Origin of the sequence: Paragemmobacter ruber (assembly GCF_009908315.1) — a bacterium.
Lineage (GTDB): Bacteria > Pseudomonadota > Alphaproteobacteria > Rhodobacterales > Rhodobacteraceae > Paragemmobacter > Paragemmobacter ruber.
This window is the reverse complement of sequence record NZ_JAAATW010000001.1, coordinates 1,650,408-1,666,084: the sequence shown is the minus strand read 5'-3', so window position 1 is coordinate 1,666,084 and position 15,677 is coordinate 1,650,408. Positions and strand designations below refer to the sequence as shown.

Here is a 15,677-nt window from a genome sequence, read left to right as displayed (position 1 = left end):
TCAGAGCGGGCCGATGAGCGAGATCAGCGCCAGCCGGGTTTCGGCGATGCGCGCGGAGAGGCCGGAGATGAGATCCGGCAGCGCCGTCGGGGCCGCGGGGCCGCGGGCGGTATTCTCGATCTCTTTCAGTGCGGCGTGCAGGCCCACGGCGCCGACCGACGCCGCTGATCCCGAGGCGCGGTGCGAGGTTGCGGCGAGGGTCGCGTAATCCGCCGAAGAAAGCAGGGACAGCAGTTGGAAGCGGGTTTCCTCGACCTCGGCCAACATGCGCGCGAGAAAACTGCGCAGGGTGGCATCACCCAGCGTTTCGCGGACCTCTTCGATGACCTCTGCGTTGAGCACCATGCGCGCCTCCAGCCACAGGCGCGTTCTAGCTGAGATTACGGCGGCGGGAACCTGTCCTTTAGGCTGGTGCGGACAGGCAAAGGGAGGAAACGGGGGATTTTGGCGCCAATGAGCGCGAATCCGCCCGTCCGAAGGTGTGGGTGTCAGGCGGCGCGCGACAGCGCGGTCTGCACCTCGGCTGCGATGCGGGGGACCGGGTGGCGGGTCAGCGTCTGCGGCAGGGTGAGCATCAGCCGGGCGCGCAGGTCATCGTCCATCCGATCACGGATCGCGGTCAGGAGCGGCGGTGCCGCGGCGAGGACGAGGTGGCGGGCATTGCCGCGCGCCACCTCGCGCGCGAGGCGGCCCACGACGCGGGCGGCAAAGGCCGACAGGGCGAGGCTGGCGCGATCCGTCACCTCGGGGTGGGCCTGTCCCGTGGGCAGGGGATGGGCGGCGGGGGCCTCCAGCCGGTCGATCAGGCGCAGGTCTGGTTCCTGTGCGGCGCCTGCGTTTTCGAGGATCAGCGCGCCTTCGTGGCAGGCGGCGACGATCCAGGTTCCCCGGTGGAGTTTTGTCATGGCGATACCTTCCTGCGGTTGTTTTTTCTCTGCCCCTGAGGTGGCAAGCCCCGCGCCCGGCGGAAGTGCGGCAGCCTGCCGCAGCGTCACCTTAGGGCGGGAAATCGCGCGGAACGGCGCGGAACGCGGCACCCGATCACGCAGAGTTCAACGGGGGGATGCGGGACGGGGGCGAAGCGGGGACTGGTCGCGCGATTTTGCTTGCCAGACGGGCCGACGCCCCGTCTAAATTGTTCCACAACCGTACAGGAGCGCAGATTTGGCTGCACCCGCCGCTGAGACAGGACCGCAGACGGCATCGGCGACCGCCCCCGGCGCGGCGCGTGAGGCGATCCGGGTCGAGGGGCTGCACAAATCCTTTGGCCCGCATCATGTGCTGAAAGGTGTCGATCTGACCGCGCATGAGGGCGATGTGATCGCGGTGATCGGCGGGTCGGGTTCGGGCAAATCCACGATGCTGCGCTGCATCAACTTTCTTGAGACGCCCAGCGCTGGGCGCGTGGTGATCGCGGGCGAGGAAGTGCGGCAGCGCGCCGATGGCACCTGCGCCGACCGCAAGCAGATCGAACGCATCCGCCGCAGTCTGGGGATGGTGTTCCAGAGTTTCAACCTTTGGACGCACAAGACGGTGCTGGAAAACCTGATCGAGGTGCCGGTGCATGTGATGGGGGTTCCCAAGGCCGAAGCGGTGGAACGGGCGATGGCGCTTTTGGCGCGGGTGGGGCTGGCCGAGAAGGCCGGGGCCTATCCGGCCTTCATGTCGGGCGGGCAGCAGCAGCGCGCGGCGATCGCGCGGGCCTTGTGCATGGAGCCCAAGGCCATGCTGTTCGATGAGCCCACATCGGCGCTGGACCCGGAACTGGTGGGTGAGGTGCTGGCGGTGATCCGGGCCTTGGCCGCCGAGGGGCGGACGATGATCCTTGTCACGCATGAGATGAAATTCGCGCGCGAGGTGGCGAGCCATGTCGTGTTCCTTGCCGATGGGCTGGTGGAGGAACAGGGACCGCCCGAGCGGCTTTTCGGGGCGCCGCAATCGCCGCGCCTGCAGCAATTCCTCCGGTCTGTCGGGTAAGCGGCGGGCCGGACGGGGAAGAAGAAGAAACCAACAGGGAGACCGACGATGAAAAGAACGATGACCGCGATGGCGCTGACGCTGGGCCTTATGGCGGGGGCGGCGCAGGCCCAGACGGCCGTGAAGGTGGGGATCGCCGCCGAGGCCTATCCGCCCTTTGCCAGCCAGGATGCGAGCGGCGCATGGGTCGGCTGGGAGGTGGAGATGATCGGCGCGATCTGCGCTGCGGCCGAGCTGACCTGCGAGATCGTGCCGGTGGCCTGGGACGGGATCATCCCGTCGCTGACGGCGGGGCAGATCGACGCGATCATGGCGTCGATGTCGATCACCGAAGAGCGGATGCAGACCATCGACTTTTCCGACAAGTACTACAACACGCCCACGGTCGTGGTGGGTGCCAAGGGTGTGGAGATGGCGCCGACGCCCGAGGGGCTGGCGGGCAAGATCGTGGGGGTGCAGGTGTCGACCGTGCATCAGGCCTATGTCGAGAAGTACTTTGCCCCCACCGCCGCCGAGGTGAAGACCTACCAGACGCAGGACGAGGCCAATCAGGATCTGGTCGCGGGCCGCATCGACGCCATTCAGGCCGACAGCATCGCGCTGGATGCCTTCCTTGCCACGCCGGAAGGGGCGGCCTGCTGCGAGGTGAAGGGTGCCGTGGCGGATGATCCGGCGATTCTGGGCCTTGGCGTGGGTGTGGGCCTGCGCAAGGGCGAGGAAGATCTGAAGGCGGCCTTCAACAAGGGGATCGCCGCCGTGCTGGCCGATGGCACCTATGACAAGATCACGGCGGGCTATTTCGCGTCGAGCATCTACGGGAACTGAGGCTGAGTTCGGGGAGAGGGCGGGATGGGACCGCTGGACCTTCTGGCCCTCTCGCCCCCCGGATGGGGGGCGACGCTGCTTGCCGGGCTGTGGAATTCGCTGCTGATCGCGGTGGGGGCGTTTTCGCTGGGTCTGGTGCTGGGTGGCCTTGGCGCATGGGGCAAGATCCATGGCGGGCCTGTCACGCGCGACCTGCTGGCGATGTATACGACGATCGTGCGCGCCGTGCCGGAGCTGATCCTGATCCTGATCTTGTATTTCGGGGTGACGGATCTGGTGAATCAGGTGCTGATCGCCTTCGGCCATGAGCGGATCCAGATTTCCGGGGTTGCAGCGGGGATCACCGTTCTTGGCGTGGTGCAGGGCGCCTATGCGACCGAGGTGTTGCGGGGCGCACTGCTGGCGGTGCCGCCGGGGCAGGTGGAGGCCGCGCGCGCGATGGGGATGCCGCCCCTGTTGATGGCGCGGCGGATCATCTTTCCGGCCATGCTGGGGCTGGCGATGCCGGGGCTTTCCAACCTGTGGCTGATTGCCACCAAGGACACCGCGCTGCTGGCGGTGGTGGGCTTTGGCGAGTTGACCTTTGCCACGCGGCAGGCGGCGGCATCGACAAAGGCGTTCTTTACCTTCTTCATCGCGGCGGGGGTGATCTATCTGATCCTCACGCTGCTGTCGGGCTGGGTCTTTGCCCGGATCGAAGCCTGGGCGCGGCGCGGTGAGCCGCGCAATGCGGGGGGCTGAGATGCGGGCGTGGTTGCAACCGCATCGGATAGCGCTGGGCCTGATCGGGCTGGGGCTGGTGATCTGGTGCGCGACGACGATGCGCTGGGACTGGTTGCCGAAATACGCGCCGATGATGGCCGAGGGCATCTGGCGGACGATCTGGCTGCTGGTCCTGTCATCGGTGCTGGGGATGGCGCTGGCGGTGCCTTTGGGTTTGGCGCAGGCAGCGGGGCCCTGGTATCTGGCGGCACCCGCACGGGTGTTCTGCACGGTCATCCGGGGGACGCCGCTGCTGCTGCAGATCTGGCTTTTTTATTACGGGCTGGGGTCGCTGTTTCCGCAGTTTCCGTGGATCCGGCAGAGCGACCTGTGGCCGATCCTGCGGCAGGCATGGCCCTATGCGCTGCTGGCGCTGACGCTGTCCTTTGCGGGCTATGAGGGCGAGGTGATGCGCGGGGCGTTCAAATCCGTGCCGCGCGGGCAGTTGGAGGCGGCCCGCGCCATGGGGATGCCGCGGCACCTGATCCTGTGGCGCATCTGGCTGCCGCAGGCGGTGCGCGCGGTGCTGCCCACGCTGGGGGGCGAGACGGTGTTGCAGATGAAGGCGACGCCGTTGGTGGCGACGATCACGGTGGTGGAGATCTATGCCGTGGCGAGCCGGGTGCGGCAGGATACGTTCATCGTTTACGAGCCGCTTTTGCTGCTGGCGCTGGTCTACATGCTGCTGGCGGGGGCGATCGTGCTGCTGTTCCGGCAGATCGAGACGCGCGGGCCGCAGGTGCGCCGCCCCGGTTGAGGCCGGGGCGGCCGCCTTTTACCCCAGATGGTAGGTTTCGGGGATGCCGTAGACCGGGGTGTCGATGCCTTCCATCCGCGCTTTCAGTTGCAGCGACAGGAATTGCGAATAGTGGCGCGACTGGTGCAGGTTGCCGCCGTGGAACCACAGCGCCTCTTGCTTCGTCGGTTTCCACATGTTGCGCTGTTCGCCCACCCAGGGACCCGGATCCTTGGGCGTGTCGGACCCGAGGCCCCAGCATTTGCCGACCTTGTCGGCCACGTCCTTGCCGATCAGGTCAGCCGCCCAGCCGTTCATGGAGCCGTAGCCGGTGGCGTAGACGATCACATCGGCGGGCAGGTGGGTGCCGTCCTCCAGCACCACGCCATCGGGGACCACCTCGGCCACATTGCCATGGGCGAGCTTGATCTTGCCGTCGATGATGAGCTGGCTGGCGCCCACGTCGATGTAATAGCCCGACCCGCGGCGGAGGTATTTCATGAAGAGGCCCGATCCATCGGCCCCCCAATCGAGCCAGAACCCTGCCTTTTCGAGGCCGGCATAGAATTCGGCATCCACCTCCTTGATCTTGTCATAGATGGGGATCTGGAATTCGTGCAGGATCTTGTAGGGCAGCGAGGCGAAGATCAGGTCGGCCTTTTCGGTGGTCATCCCGGAGCGGACCGCCTGTTCGGAGTAGAGCGCGCCCAGCCCATATTCCATCAGCGGTTCGGACCGCACGATATGGGTGGAAGAGCGCTGCACCATCGTGACATCGACATCGTTTTCCCAAAGCGCGGCGCAGATGTCGTGGGCGGAGTTGTTCGATCCGATCACCACCGCGCGTTTGCCGCGATAGGCATCGGGGCCGGGATGTTGCGACGAATGGTGCTGATCGCCCCGGAACGTCTCCATCCCCTTGTAGCTGGGCAGGTTCGGCTTGGCCGACATGCCAGTGGCGAGGACAAGCTGTTTGGGCCGCAGCACGACTTCCTGACCGTCGCGGTCCACCACCACGGTCCATTCCTTTGTCACCTCGTCATATTTGGCGGATTTGCAGGTGGTGCGGGACCAGTAGTTCAGTTCCATCACCTTCGTATACATCTCTAGCCAGTCGCCGACCTTGTCCTTCGGTGCGAAGACGGGCCAGTTTTCCGGGAATTTGATGTAGGGCAGGTGGTCATACCAGACCGGGTCATGCAGGCAGAGCGATTTGTAGCGGTTGCGCCAGCTGTCGCCGGGCTTTTCGTTCTTCTCCACGATGATCGCGGGAACGCCCAGTTGCCGCAGGCGTGCGCCCAGCGCGATGCCGCCCTGCCCGCCACCGATGATGACGACATAGGGTTGGGTGGTGTAGCCCAGATCCCGCGCCTCGGCCTCGCGTTCCTCTTTCCAGGTGGGGCGGTGCTTGTCAGCGCCGTGCTTGGCGCCCAGCGGGCGGGCGAAGCCCTTGGGTTCTTCATGCCCCTTGAGTTCCACCATGGTGGTGAGCAAGGTCCAGATCAGGCCATCCTTCAGGCGGATCAGGCCATAGCCGCGCGCGACGGCGGTCTCAAAAGTGATCCATGCGGTGGAGATGCCGCCGTCTTCGCTGGCGGTTTCGCCGTCGGCAATGCGCCAGTTGGACGGTTGGGTTGCGGCCAGTTGCGCGCCCAGCATGGCGGCGATCTGGTCCTTGCCTTCGCTGGTGTGGATGTTCCAGGTGAAGGTCACCAGATCGCGCCAATAGCAATCGTCCTGAAAGCAGGCGGTGGCGGCGGCGATGTCGCCGCGTTCCAGCGCCGCGCCGAAAGTATCGAGAGCGGCCTGCACCTCGGTGGTCGCGGATGAATCGAGCATTTTGTCCTCCCTTTCGCTCCTCTGCCCATAAGGGGGCGCGGATTGGGGGATGCTGTCATCCTGTTCCTGCGGGGGATGCGGGGGGCGGTGCAGTTTCCCGGCGCGGGCGTTGCGGACGCAACGGCGCGTGCAACGGCCTAGTTGGGCAGGAGCCCGTCGCGCCGGGCGCGGCGCAGGATGGTGGAGCGGTTGACCCCCATCCGCCGCGCGGCCAGCGCCATGTTGCCGCCGCAGGCGGCCAGCACATCGGCAAGGGTGTCGGGCCGTTCCACGGGCGCAAGCGGGGCGGGGGGCAGATCGGGCAGGTCGATGACCGCGCCTTCGGCAAGGGCGACCGCCACCTCCAGCGTATTGGCCAGTTCGCGCAGGTTGCCGGGCCAGTCGCGCGATTGCAGTTCCGCCCGCGCGGCGGGCGAGAGGCGCAGGCTGTCGGGGCGCAGGTGGCTGAACTGGCGCATCATGCGATCCAGCAGCCAGTCGAAATCCTGCCGCAGGCGCAGCGGCGGCAGGGACAGCCGGGCCGCCGCCAGCCGGAAGAACAGATCGGGCCGGAACGCCCCCTCGCGCACCAGCGCGGGCAGGTCGGCGGCGGTGGCGGTCATCAAGCGGGGGCGGCGGCGGGTGGGCAGGGTATCGAGGCCCGCCACGAGGCGCAACAGATGCGACTGGCTGGCGGGGGGCAGGTCTTCGGGCGCGTCGAGGAACAGGGTGCCGGTCTGGGCGGCCTCGGCCAGCGCGGGCCAGTCTTCGGGCGGGGTCGCGGCGGTGAGGGCAACGAAGGGGCGGTTGCCCGGCTGGCTGGCATGAATGGCGCGGATCAGCCGTTCCTTGCCCGTGCCGGTTTCGCCGGTGACAAGCACCGGGATCGAGGTGGGGGCAAGGCGGGCGGCTTCGGCCACCAGCCGCTGGATCGCGGGATCACTGCCGCCGATGCTCTGGAACGCCGAGGTTGGCCCGCCGCGCGCCACGGGAAGGGAGAGGCGTTCGGATTGCGGGGCGATGGCATGGCCGAACATCCCCTGCCCGTCGCGCAGGGTGATGAGGCGATCCTCGGTCGGGCGGCCGCGCATCAGATCGGGCAGGTTGTCCACCGACAGGTCGAAGAAGCGGTCGATCCGTTCGCCCAGCACGGCGCCCGTGCCCTGCTGGGCCAGAACGGTTTCGGCGCCATGCGTCATGCCGATGATGCGGCCGGATCCATCCAGCGCGACGGCGGCTTCGGGATCGACATCCAGAAATTCGGGGCTGGTGGAGAAGCGCAGCACCCAGTCGCCGCGGTTCATCGCCATGAGGTTGGCCATTTCCACCCGCCGCGCGCTGGCGGTGACGAGGTTCAGCGCAAGGCTCTGGCTGATCTTGGGCTGGGGCGAGCGAAGAAGCGAGATGTCGAGCACCGCCGTAAGGTTGCCCGAGGTATCGAAGATCGGGGCGGCGGTGCAGGAGAGCGGCGTGTGCGTCAGGTCGAAATGATCGGTCTGGTGGATGGTGATGGCCTGTTGCGTCACGAGGCAGGACCCCACGCCGCAGGTGCCGGCAAGCTGTTCCGACCAGTCGGAGCCGAGATAGAGGCCCGCGCGGCGCAGTTCATCTTCGAATTTCGGATCACCGAAGTAATCCACGGTCACGCCTTTGGCATCGGCCAGAAGGAGGACATATTTCTGACCGGCGATCTGGCGGAACAGCGCCTCGAGCCCGCTGCGGGCGATGGCGATGAGGCGTTCGGATTGTTCGCGATGTTCGCGCAGGCGGCTTTCGGTGACGATATGCGGGGGGCTGGGGCGAGTGGGATCGAGCCCGTAATCATTGACGCAGCGGCGCCACGACTGGGCGACCACGCCGTCGCGTTCGGACGGGCGGCCGTTCAGGACATGGTCGATTTCCCGGACATGATCGCGGTCGCGCACAGGCCTCTCCCCAGGTCTGGCTGTGGGGGTATCCTGCGCCTGTGTGGCCAAGCGCTCAACACGACCTTGGTGGCAGGGGGCGGAATTTGCGGCTTTGCGCCGGGCGCGGGATGGGCGATGACTGGGGCGAGCGTTCAGCACAGGTGAGGCCCGATGACGAAACCCCGCGCGCGCGATCTGGGGCTGCCCTTTCCGGGGCGGCCGGGGCGGTGGAACGCGATCACCGATGTGCCGGGGCTGCGGGTGGGGTTCTGCACGCTGACCGATCCGGCACGGAAGATGCGCACGGGCGTGACGGCGATCCTGCCGCGTGCGGACGCAGGCATGCCGGTGCCGGTCTGGGCGGGGCATTACGCGTTGAACGGCAACGGCGAGATGACGGGGACGCATTGGATCGACGATGCGGGCTATTTCATCGGGCCGGTCTGCATCACCAACACCCATGGCGTGGGCGCGGTGCATCACGGCGCGGTGCGCTGGATGATCGAGACCTATGACCGCTATTTCGCGGAAGATCACGCCTGGGCCATGCCGGTGGTGGCGGAAACCTATGACGGGGTGTTGAACGACATCAACGCCCTGCATGTGACGCCGGATCATGCGCTGGCGGCCTTGCGCGCGGCGGCGGGCGGGCCGGTGGCGGAGGGGTCCACGGGCGGCGGGAACGGGATGATCTGCTATGAGTTCAAGGGCGGGACGGGAACGGCGTCACGTCTGGTGGAGGTGGGGGGAGAGGCGTTCACCGTGGGTGCGCTGGTGCAGGCCAATCACGGGCTGCGGCCATGGCTGCGGATCCTTGGCCGCCCGGTGGGGGAGATGTTCCCCGAGGATGGGCTGAAGGACCGCGAGGACGGGTCGATCATCGTGGTGCTGGCGACGGATGCGCCGCTGTCGGCGCTGCATCTGCGGCAGATGGCGAAGCGGGCGGCGCTGGGGATCGGGCGGGGTGGCACGCCGGGGGGGAACAGTTCGGGGGACATTTTCCTTGCCCTGTCGGTGGCGGACCCAGGGCCGATGCCGCAGCACGCCCCCGCAATCCTGACGCGGCGCGAGGTGAACGGGGAAGGGATGGACCCGGTCTATCTGGCGGGGGTGGAGGCGGTGGAGGAAGCCGTGGTCAATGCGCTGGTGGCGGGCGAGGATGTGGCGACGGTGAAGCCCGAGGGCCATGTGGTCCGCGCCATCGACACGGGGCGTTTGCGGCGCCTCTTCGCGGGTTAGCGTTACTCGGCGGCCATGCGGGCGCTGCCTGCGACGGCGCAGAAGCGGACGGCGGCTTCGCCCGACAGATGCGCCATGCGGCCACCGGAGATGACCAGTTCCACGGCGCGGGTGTCGCGGTTGACCGCGACGAGATCGGCGCGCAGGCCGTTCTGCAGCGTGCCGCGATCCACCAGCCCCAGCACCTGCGCCGGGCCTTCGGACACCAGCCGCCATGCCTGCGCCAAGGGCAGGATGCCCTGATCGACCAGCGCCCAGACGGCCAGCGGCAGCGCGGGGATGTGGTAATCCGACACCAGCGCATCGCAGAGCCCGTCGCGGATCAGTTCCACGGCGGCGATGTTGCCCGCCTGCGATCCGCCGCGCACCACATTGGGTGCGCCCATGATGACAGGATCGCCCGCCGCACGGGCGGCGGCGGCGGCGCGGCGGGTGGTGGGAAATTCGGACACGCGGGCGCCGATCATGCGGTAGACCTCGCGCGTTTCGGCATCGGGGTCATCGTGGCTGCCATAGACCACGCCGAGCCTGTCGAAGGCGCCTGCCATCATGCAGAGCGCGCGCGGCACGTCGCGCGCCTTGGCGCGGGCGGCCTCCATCCTTGTAAGCAACTGCACCTCGGTCAGACCGGCCTTGCGCGCCCAGTGACCGAAGCCATCGGGATTGCGGCGATGCATCTGGAAGCCTTCTTCGAGATGATCGTTAAACACGACATAGCCCACACGGAACTGCTCGACCGCGGCGATGAGGCGGGGGACGGCCTCGACCAGATGGGTTTCGGCGCGGATCTGCACGCGCAGGTCGACCGGGGCGGTGGAGCGGAACGCCTGCACGGCGGCCATCAGCGCCTCGGCCTGATCGGGGCCGCGGAAGCCGCCTTCCCAGCTCCAGCTTTGGGCGAGGAAGGCGGTGGTCACGCCATGCGACGCCGCCTCGCGCGCGGTGGAGGCAAGGCCCTGCGCGATGGGAAAGGGGGCAGAGGGGCGGGGGAAGATCTGGCGTTCGAAGCCGTCGCCGTGCAGGTCGATGATGCCCGGCAGAAGCCAGTAGCCCGACAGATCCACATCCGCCGTGGCGCCGGCCTCGACGATCTGCCCGTTCGCGATGCCGACCGGGCGGCTGGCAAAGCCGTCACCGGACAGGACATCCGCGCCGGTCAGGCGCAAGGGGGGCAGGAAGGGGGGCATGGGCTGCTCTCACGATCTGGTTTTTGCTGTGGATAAACGCGGCCTGCAACGGGCTTATGACATTTCCACAGGTCCCACGGTCAAGGTGACGCGATCGCCTGCAAACCAGGTGATGCCGTATTCCAGCGGCACCCCGGCGGGATCCACGTTGATCGCGACGGAGCGCAGGACCGGCGCGCCTTCCTTGATCTGGAGGGCAAGCGCCAGCATCGGCTTGGCGGTCTTGGCGGTGAGGCGGGTGGAGGCGCGGGTGTAATCGGCCACCCCGCAGGCGGCGAGCGCGGCGGTGACAGAGTTCGTCTCGGCCATGCGGCGGGGCAGATCGGGCAGGCGGGCGGCGGGAAAGACCGAGCGGAACATCGCGATCGGGTGGCCATCGGCCAGCGAGACGCCTTCGAACACATGGACCGCCTCGCCTTCGCCAATCGCCAGATGCCCGGCTTCCACCTTGTCCGCGGGGCGGGTTTCGGTGCGGGTCAGGCGGCGGGAGGGTGTCATCCCGGCGGCGGTCACGGCCTGATGAAAGCGGACGCGACGGCCGAGCGGATAATCCGCCGCGCGCCCGGTGACAAAGACCCCTGCCCCGCGCCGCGAATGGACCAGCCCTTCGGCGGCGAGATCGGCCAGCGCATGGCGCACGGTATGGCGGTTCACGCCGAAGCGGGCGGCGAGGTCGGCCTCGGTCGGCAGGCGGCCACCGGGCGGGACGTGGCCGCGCGCGATCTCGGCCCGCAGGGTTGCGGCGATTTCACGCCAGATCGCGGATCGGGCCATTCCAACCCCCTTTTGTCATTGAAGTTTCATCAAAGCTTCGCACCGACGTCTCGACATCGGCTGTATGAGAGTTGTATAGTTGTATAGGCAACTCGACAAGCGGAAAAAGATGTCTAGTCACAGCATGGACAGGGCCGAACCCCAGACGGCGCGGCAGGAATGGATGGGGCTTTTGGCGCGGGCGCGGCCTGCGGCGCTGGCGGGGCTGCTGCCGGATCCGCTGCCCGATCACGCCCTGCTGCGCGCGCCGGAGATCGGCGCGGTGATGGTGCGGGGCCGGGCCGGGGCGACGGGTGCGCCGTTCAATCTGGGCGAGATGACGGTGGTGCGGTGCAGCTTGCGGCTGGCCTCGGGCGCGGTGGGCCATGCGGTGGTGCAGGGGCGGGACCGGGATCACGCGCGCCGCGCCGCTGTGGTGGATGCGCTGATGCAGACGGGCGCGGCGGCGGCCATCCGGGCGGCGGTGCTGGACCCGCTGGCGCAGGCCGAGGCCGAGGCGCGGCAGGTGCGGGCCGAGAAGGCGGCGGCGACGAAGGTGGAGTTCTTCACCATGGTGCGGGGAGAGGACAAATGACGGCGGTGGATGCGCTGGCGGGTGGTTTTGCCGATCCGCCGCTGGAGGCGGCGCGGGCGTTCCGCGCGCTGCTGGATGTGATGGCGCGACCGGGGCGGATTGCCGATCTGGGGGGCGCAGTGCCACCGGCACCGCTGTCGGTGGCGGCGGGGACGGTGGCGCTGACGCTGCTGGATGGCACCACGCCGGTGCATCTGGCGGGGGCGCATGACGTGGCAGCGGTGCGGGAGTGGATCACCTTTCACACCGGCGCGCCGCTGGTGGGGGCCGAAGCGGCGATGTTCGCCATCGGCACGTGGGAGGCGTTGCAGCCCGTGGGCCGCTTTGCCATCGGCACACCGGAATATCCCGACCGGGCCTGCACGCTGATCGTTGAGCGGGCGGAGTTGCTGGCAGAGGGCGCGCGGCTGACCGGGCCGGGGATCCGGGATCACGCGCATCTGTCGCTGCCCGAGGTCGCGGCCTTCCGTGCCAACCGGGCGCTGTTCCCGCTGGGGTTTGACTGTGTCTTCACCGCCGGGGGCCGGGTTGCGGCCCTGCCCCGGTCAACCATCGTGGAGGATGTCTGATGTATGTGGCGGTGAAGGGCGGCGAGCGGGCCATCGACAATGCCCATGCCTGGCTGGCCGAGGAGCGGCGGGGCGATCCGTCTGTCGCGGACCTGACGATCCCGCAGATCCGCGAGCAGTTGCGGCTGGCGGTGAACCGGGTGATGGCGGAGGGGTCGCTGTACGACCCCGACCTTGCGGCGCTGGCGATCAAGCAGGCGCGGGGCGATCTGATCGAGGCGGTCTTCCTGATCCGGGCCTATCGCACCACCCTGCCCCGGCATGGTGTGTCCTTGCCCGTGGAGACGGCCCAGATGGCGGTCGCGCGGCGGATCAGCGCGACCTTCAAGGATGCGCCGGGGGGGCAGGTTCTGGGGCCGACCTTCGACTACACGCACCGGCTGCTGGATTTCACGCTGGCGGCGAATGGCGAGGCGCCGGTGGCGCCGCGCGCGCCCGCCGCCCCGGGCATGGTGCCGCATATCACATCTTTCCTGAACCGCGACGGGATGATCGAGGACGCCCCGCGCGACGACACGCTGCCGCCCGACCTGACGCGCGAGCCGATGGAATTGCCCGCATCCCGGGCGACCCGCCTGCAGGCGATCGCGCGGGGGGATGAGGGGTTCATCCTGTCATTGGCCTATTCGACCCAGCGCGGCTACGGGCGGACCCATGCCTTTGTGGGCGAGCTACGGATCGGGATGGTGGCGGTGGAGATGGAGGTGCCGGAACTGGGCTTTGCCATCTGCATCGGCGAGATCGAGGTGACCGAATGCGAGACGGTGAACCAGTTCAAGGGATCGCGCACGGAACCGCCGCAATTCACCCGCGGCTATGGGCTGACCTTTGGCCAGAATGAGCGGAAGTCGATTGCCATGAGCCTGGTGGACAGGGCGCTGCGCTGGAAGGAGCTGGGCGAGGATTTCACCGGCGCACCCGCGCAGGACGAGGAATTCGTGCTGATGCATGCCGACAATGTGCAGGCGACCGGGTTTCTGGAGCATATCAAGCTGCCGCATTACGTGGATTTCCAGAGCGAGCTGGAACTGGTGCGCAAGCTGCGGGCCGAGGTCGAGGCCAGCGCGATGCGGGAGGCAGCGGAATGAGCGCCCTGATTTCGACCGGGGCGACCTCCTCCCCGACCCTCCCCCGTGCCGGGGGAGGGAGAGCGCCCGGCGGGTGGCGGCATGTCACGGTTAACACGGTGTTCACCGATGCTGCCGCAGGGTGGGGGGTGAAGCTCCCTCCCCCGGCACGGGGGAGGGTCGGGGAGGGGGTGCGCGGGATGCCTGCCTATCGGTCAGATACACAGCGCCTGCACGCCCGCATCCTGCGGGCGAGCATGACGCCTGCCGAAGCCGTGCTTTGGCAGGCGCTGCGGGGCCATCGCTTCCTTTGCCTGCCGGTGCGGCGGCAGGCGCCGGTGGGGCCTTGGATCGTGGATTTCGCCATACCGTCGCGCCGCATCGCGATCGATCTACTCGATAAGACACATGACCATGCGGCGGATCGTGCCCCGGCGGCGGGCTTGGCCCGCCTTGAATACCGGCTGATCCATCTGGCGCCCGGAGATGTGCTTGCCGACCTGTCTGCCGTCCTGCGCCGCCTTGCCGAGGAGATTGGGGAATGACCGACCAAGCCTATAACTTTGCCTATCTCGACGAGCAGACCAAGCGGATGATCCGCCGCGCGATCCTGAAGGGCGTGGCCGTGCCCGGCTATCAGGTGCCCTTCGCCAGCCGCGAGATGCCGATGCCCTATGGCTGGGGCACCGGCGGGGTGCAGGTGACGGCGGCCTGTCTGACGCCCGAGGATGTGCTGAAGGTGATCGACCAAGGGGCCGATGACACGACCAATGCAGTGTCGATCCGCAAGTTCTTTCAGCGCACGGCGGGCGTGGCCACGACCGAGGCGACGGCGGAGGCGACCGTGATCCAGACCCGCCACCGCATCCCGGAAGCGCCGCTGACCGAGGATCAGATCCTTGTCTATCAGGTGCCGATCCCGGAACCCCTGCGCTTTCTGGAGCCGCGCGAGACGGAGACGCGGAAGATGCACAGCCTGGAGGAATACGGGCTGATGCATGTGAAGCTGTATGAGGATATCGCGCGACACGGCCATATCGCCACGGCCTATGCCTATCCGGTGAAGGTGGAGGGGCGCTATGTGATGGACCCGTCGCCCATTCCGCGCTTTGACAATCCCAAACTGTCGGGGTCGCCCGCGCTGCAACTGTTTGGCGCGGGGCGGGAGCAGCGCATCTATGCGCTGCCGCCCTATAGCCGGGCGGTCAGCCTCGATTTCGAGGATCACCCGTTCGAGGCATCGAAGGCGCCGCATGACTGCGATCTGTGCGGGGCAAGCGACAGTTATCTCGACGAGGTGATCACCGATGATCAGGGCGGGCGGATGTTCGTCTGTTCGGACACGGATCATTGCCGCTGCCGCCGTGCGGCGGGACATGTGGGGCGGCTGGGTGCGCCGGTGGCAGAGGGGGTTGCCTGATGGGGGCCGTGGAATTGGGTATTTCCGCCAAGATGAAGCCCGAAGTGACGTCAGTCGGTCCTCTTCTGGCGGTGCGGGGGCTGACCAAGCGTTATGGGGCGCGGATCGGCTGTGCGGATGTGGGGTTTGACCTGTGGCCCGGCGAGGTGCTGGGAATCGTGGGCGAGAGCGGATCGGGGAAATCGACGCTGCTCTCCTGTCTGGCGGGGCATCTGGCGCCGGATGCGGGCAGTGTCGTCTTTGACACGTCGGAGGGCCCGCGCGATGTGCTGGCCATGACCGAGCCTGAGCGGCGGCGGCTGTCGCGGACGGATTGGGCCTTTGTCCACCAGAACCCGCGCGACGGGTTGCGGATGGGTGTCACGGCGGGCGGCAATGTGGGCGAGCGGCTGATGGCGGTGGGGGCGCGCAACTATGGCGCGATCCGCGACCGGGCAACGGACTGGCTGGGGCGGGTGGAGATTGCCGCCGAGCGGATCGACGACCGGCCGAGCGCCTTTTCGGGCGGGATGCAGCAGCGGTTGCAGATCGCGCGCAATCTGGTGACGGGGCCGCGGCTGGTGTTCATGGATGAACCGACGGGGGGCCTTGATGTCAGCGTGCAGGCGCGGCTTCTGGACCTGCTCCGCGGGCTGGTGCGCGAGATGGGGCTGTCGGTCATCATCGTGACGCATGACCTTGCCGTGGTGCGGCTGCTCGCCGATCGGCTGATGGTGATGAAATCGGGGCATGTGGTGGAGCAGGGGCTGACCGATCAGGTGCTGGACGATCCGCAGCACGGCTATACCCAGCTTCTCGTCTCTTCCGTTCTGCAGGTGTGAC

General features: G+C 67.8%; 17 protein-coding genes. 11 read left to right on the top strand and 6 right to left on the bottom strand.

Annotated elements, in window-relative coordinates; all coding sequences use genetic code 11:
* Both GU920_RS08170 and GU920_RS08165 read right to left on the bottom strand, forming a co-directional pair.
* Window positions 1-345 carry an Hpt domain-containing protein gene (locus GU920_RS08170; protein ID WP_161766416.1) on the bottom strand — a complete coding sequence of 115 codons (345 nt, stop codon included), beginning with the start codon at window positions 343-345 and terminating at the stop codon, window positions 1-3.
* A 143-nt stretch (window positions 346-488) separates the two neighbouring features.
* Window positions 489-905: a baeRF12 domain-containing protein gene (locus GU920_RS08165; RefSeq protein WP_161766415.1), complete on the bottom strand. Its 417-nt coding sequence runs from the start codon at window positions 903-905 to the stop codon at window positions 489-491.
* A gap of 259 nt (window positions 906-1,164) precedes the next feature.
* Between GU920_RS08165 and GU920_RS08160 the strand changes: the two genes are divergently transcribed.
* Genes GU920_RS08160 through GU920_RS08145 form a run of 4 tightly spaced genes read left to right on the top strand, consistent with a single transcriptional unit; the run spans window position 1,165 to window position 4,321 of the window.
* The gene (locus GU920_RS08160; protein ID WP_161766414.1) at window positions 1,165-1,977 is read left to right on the top strand and encodes an ABC transporter ATP-binding protein; all 813 of its coding nucleotides are present in this window, start codon (window positions 1,165-1,167) and stop codon (window positions 1,975-1,977) included.
* Window positions 1,978-2,025: 48 nt separating this feature from the next.
* Window positions 2,026-2,802, top strand: a complete 777-nt coding sequence (locus GU920_RS08155; protein ID WP_161766413.1) for a transporter substrate-binding domain-containing protein — start codon at window positions 2,026-2,028, stop codon at window positions 2,800-2,802.
* Window positions 2,803-2,826: 24 nt separating this feature from the next.
* Complete coding sequence (locus tag GU920_RS08150) at window positions 2,827-3,543, top strand: ABC transporter permease (RefSeq protein ID WP_161766412.1); 717 nt, start codon at window positions 2,827-2,829, stop codon at window positions 3,541-3,543.
* A gap of 1 nt (window position 3,544) precedes the next feature.
* Window positions 3,545-4,321 (top strand): ABC transporter permease, encoded by a 777-nt coding sequence (locus GU920_RS08145; protein WP_161766580.1) that lies wholly within the window; start codon window positions 3,545-3,547, stop codon window positions 4,319-4,321.
* An 18-nt stretch (window positions 4,322-4,339) separates the two neighbouring features.
* On the opposite strand, the gene GU920_RS08140 is transcribed toward GU920_RS08145, so the two are convergent.
* Both GU920_RS08140 and GU920_RS08135 read right to left on the bottom strand, forming a co-directional pair.
* Window positions 4,340-6,139 (bottom strand): NAD(P)/FAD-dependent oxidoreductase, encoded by a 1,800-nt coding sequence (locus GU920_RS08140; RefSeq protein WP_161766411.1) that lies wholly within the window; start codon window positions 6,137-6,139, stop codon window positions 4,340-4,342.
* A 137-nt stretch (window positions 6,140-6,276) separates the two neighbouring features.
* Window positions 6,277-8,043, bottom strand: coding sequence for a sigma-54-dependent Fis family transcriptional regulator (locus tag GU920_RS08135; protein WP_161766410.1), 1,767 nt, complete (start codon window positions 8,041-8,043; stop codon window positions 6,277-6,279).
* Between the two features lie 153 nt (window positions 8,044-8,196).
* Between GU920_RS08135 and GU920_RS08130 the strand changes: the two genes are divergently transcribed.
* A complete protein-coding gene (locus GU920_RS08130; RefSeq protein ID WP_161766409.1) occupies window positions 8,197-9,264 on the top strand; it encodes a DmpA family aminopeptidase in 1,068 nt (355 codons plus the stop codon).
* A 2-nt stretch (window positions 9,265-9,266) separates the two neighbouring features.
* Here GU920_RS08130 and GU920_RS08125 read toward each other — a convergent pair whose 3' ends face one another.
* Both GU920_RS08125 and phnF read right to left on the bottom strand, forming a co-directional pair.
* Window positions 9,267-10,451 (bottom strand): alpha-D-ribose 1-methylphosphonate 5-triphosphate diphosphatase, encoded by a 1,185-nt coding sequence (locus GU920_RS08125; protein ID WP_161766408.1) that lies wholly within the window; start codon window positions 10,449-10,451, stop codon window positions 9,267-9,269.
* Window positions 10,452-10,505: 54 nt separating this feature from the next.
* Window positions 10,506-11,225, bottom strand: coding sequence for a phosphonate metabolism transcriptional regulator PhnF (phnF, locus tag GU920_RS08120; protein WP_161766407.1), 720 nt, complete (start codon window positions 11,223-11,225; stop codon window positions 10,506-10,508).
* A 109-nt stretch (window positions 11,226-11,334) separates the two neighbouring features.
* Between phnF and phnG the strand changes: the two genes are divergently transcribed.
* From phnG to phnK, 6 genes are all read left to right on the top strand, one after another.
* Window positions 11,335-11,799, top strand: coding sequence for a phosphonate C-P lyase system protein PhnG (phnG, locus tag GU920_RS08115; RefSeq protein ID WP_235933111.1), 465 nt, complete (start codon window positions 11,335-11,337; stop codon window positions 11,797-11,799).
* The gene (gene phnH, locus GU920_RS08110) at window positions 11,796-12,368 is read left to right on the top strand and encodes a phosphonate C-P lyase system protein PhnH (RefSeq protein WP_161766406.1); all 573 of its coding nucleotides are present in this window, start codon (window positions 11,796-11,798) and stop codon (window positions 12,366-12,368) included. The genes phnG and phnH overlap by 4 nt, the downstream gene beginning before the upstream one ends.
* Window positions 12,368-13,456 carry a carbon-phosphorus lyase complex subunit PhnI gene (locus GU920_RS08105; protein WP_161766405.1) on the top strand — a complete coding sequence of 363 codons (1,089 nt, stop codon included), beginning with the start codon at window positions 12,368-12,370 and terminating at the stop codon, window positions 13,454-13,456. The genes phnH and GU920_RS08105 overlap by 1 nt, the downstream gene beginning before the upstream one ends.
* A 179-nt stretch (window positions 13,457-13,635) precedes the next feature.
* Window positions 13,636-13,980, top strand: coding sequence for an endonuclease domain-containing protein (locus tag GU920_RS08100; protein ID WP_161766404.1), 345 nt, complete (start codon window positions 13,636-13,638; stop codon window positions 13,978-13,980).
* Entirely contained in the window at window positions 13,977-14,855 is an 879-nt protein-coding gene (locus GU920_RS08095; RefSeq protein WP_161766403.1) for an alpha-D-ribose 1-methylphosphonate 5-phosphate C-P-lyase PhnJ, read from the top strand. The genes GU920_RS08100 and GU920_RS08095 overlap by 4 nt, the downstream gene beginning before the upstream one ends.
* Before the next feature lie 32 nt (window positions 14,856-14,887).
* Window positions 14,888-15,676 carry a phosphonate C-P lyase system protein PhnK gene (gene phnK / locus GU920_RS08090; protein WP_161766578.1) on the top strand — a complete coding sequence of 263 codons (789 nt, stop codon included), beginning with the start codon at window positions 14,888-14,890 and terminating at the stop codon, window positions 15,674-15,676.
* Window position 15,677 lies beyond the last annotated feature (1 nt).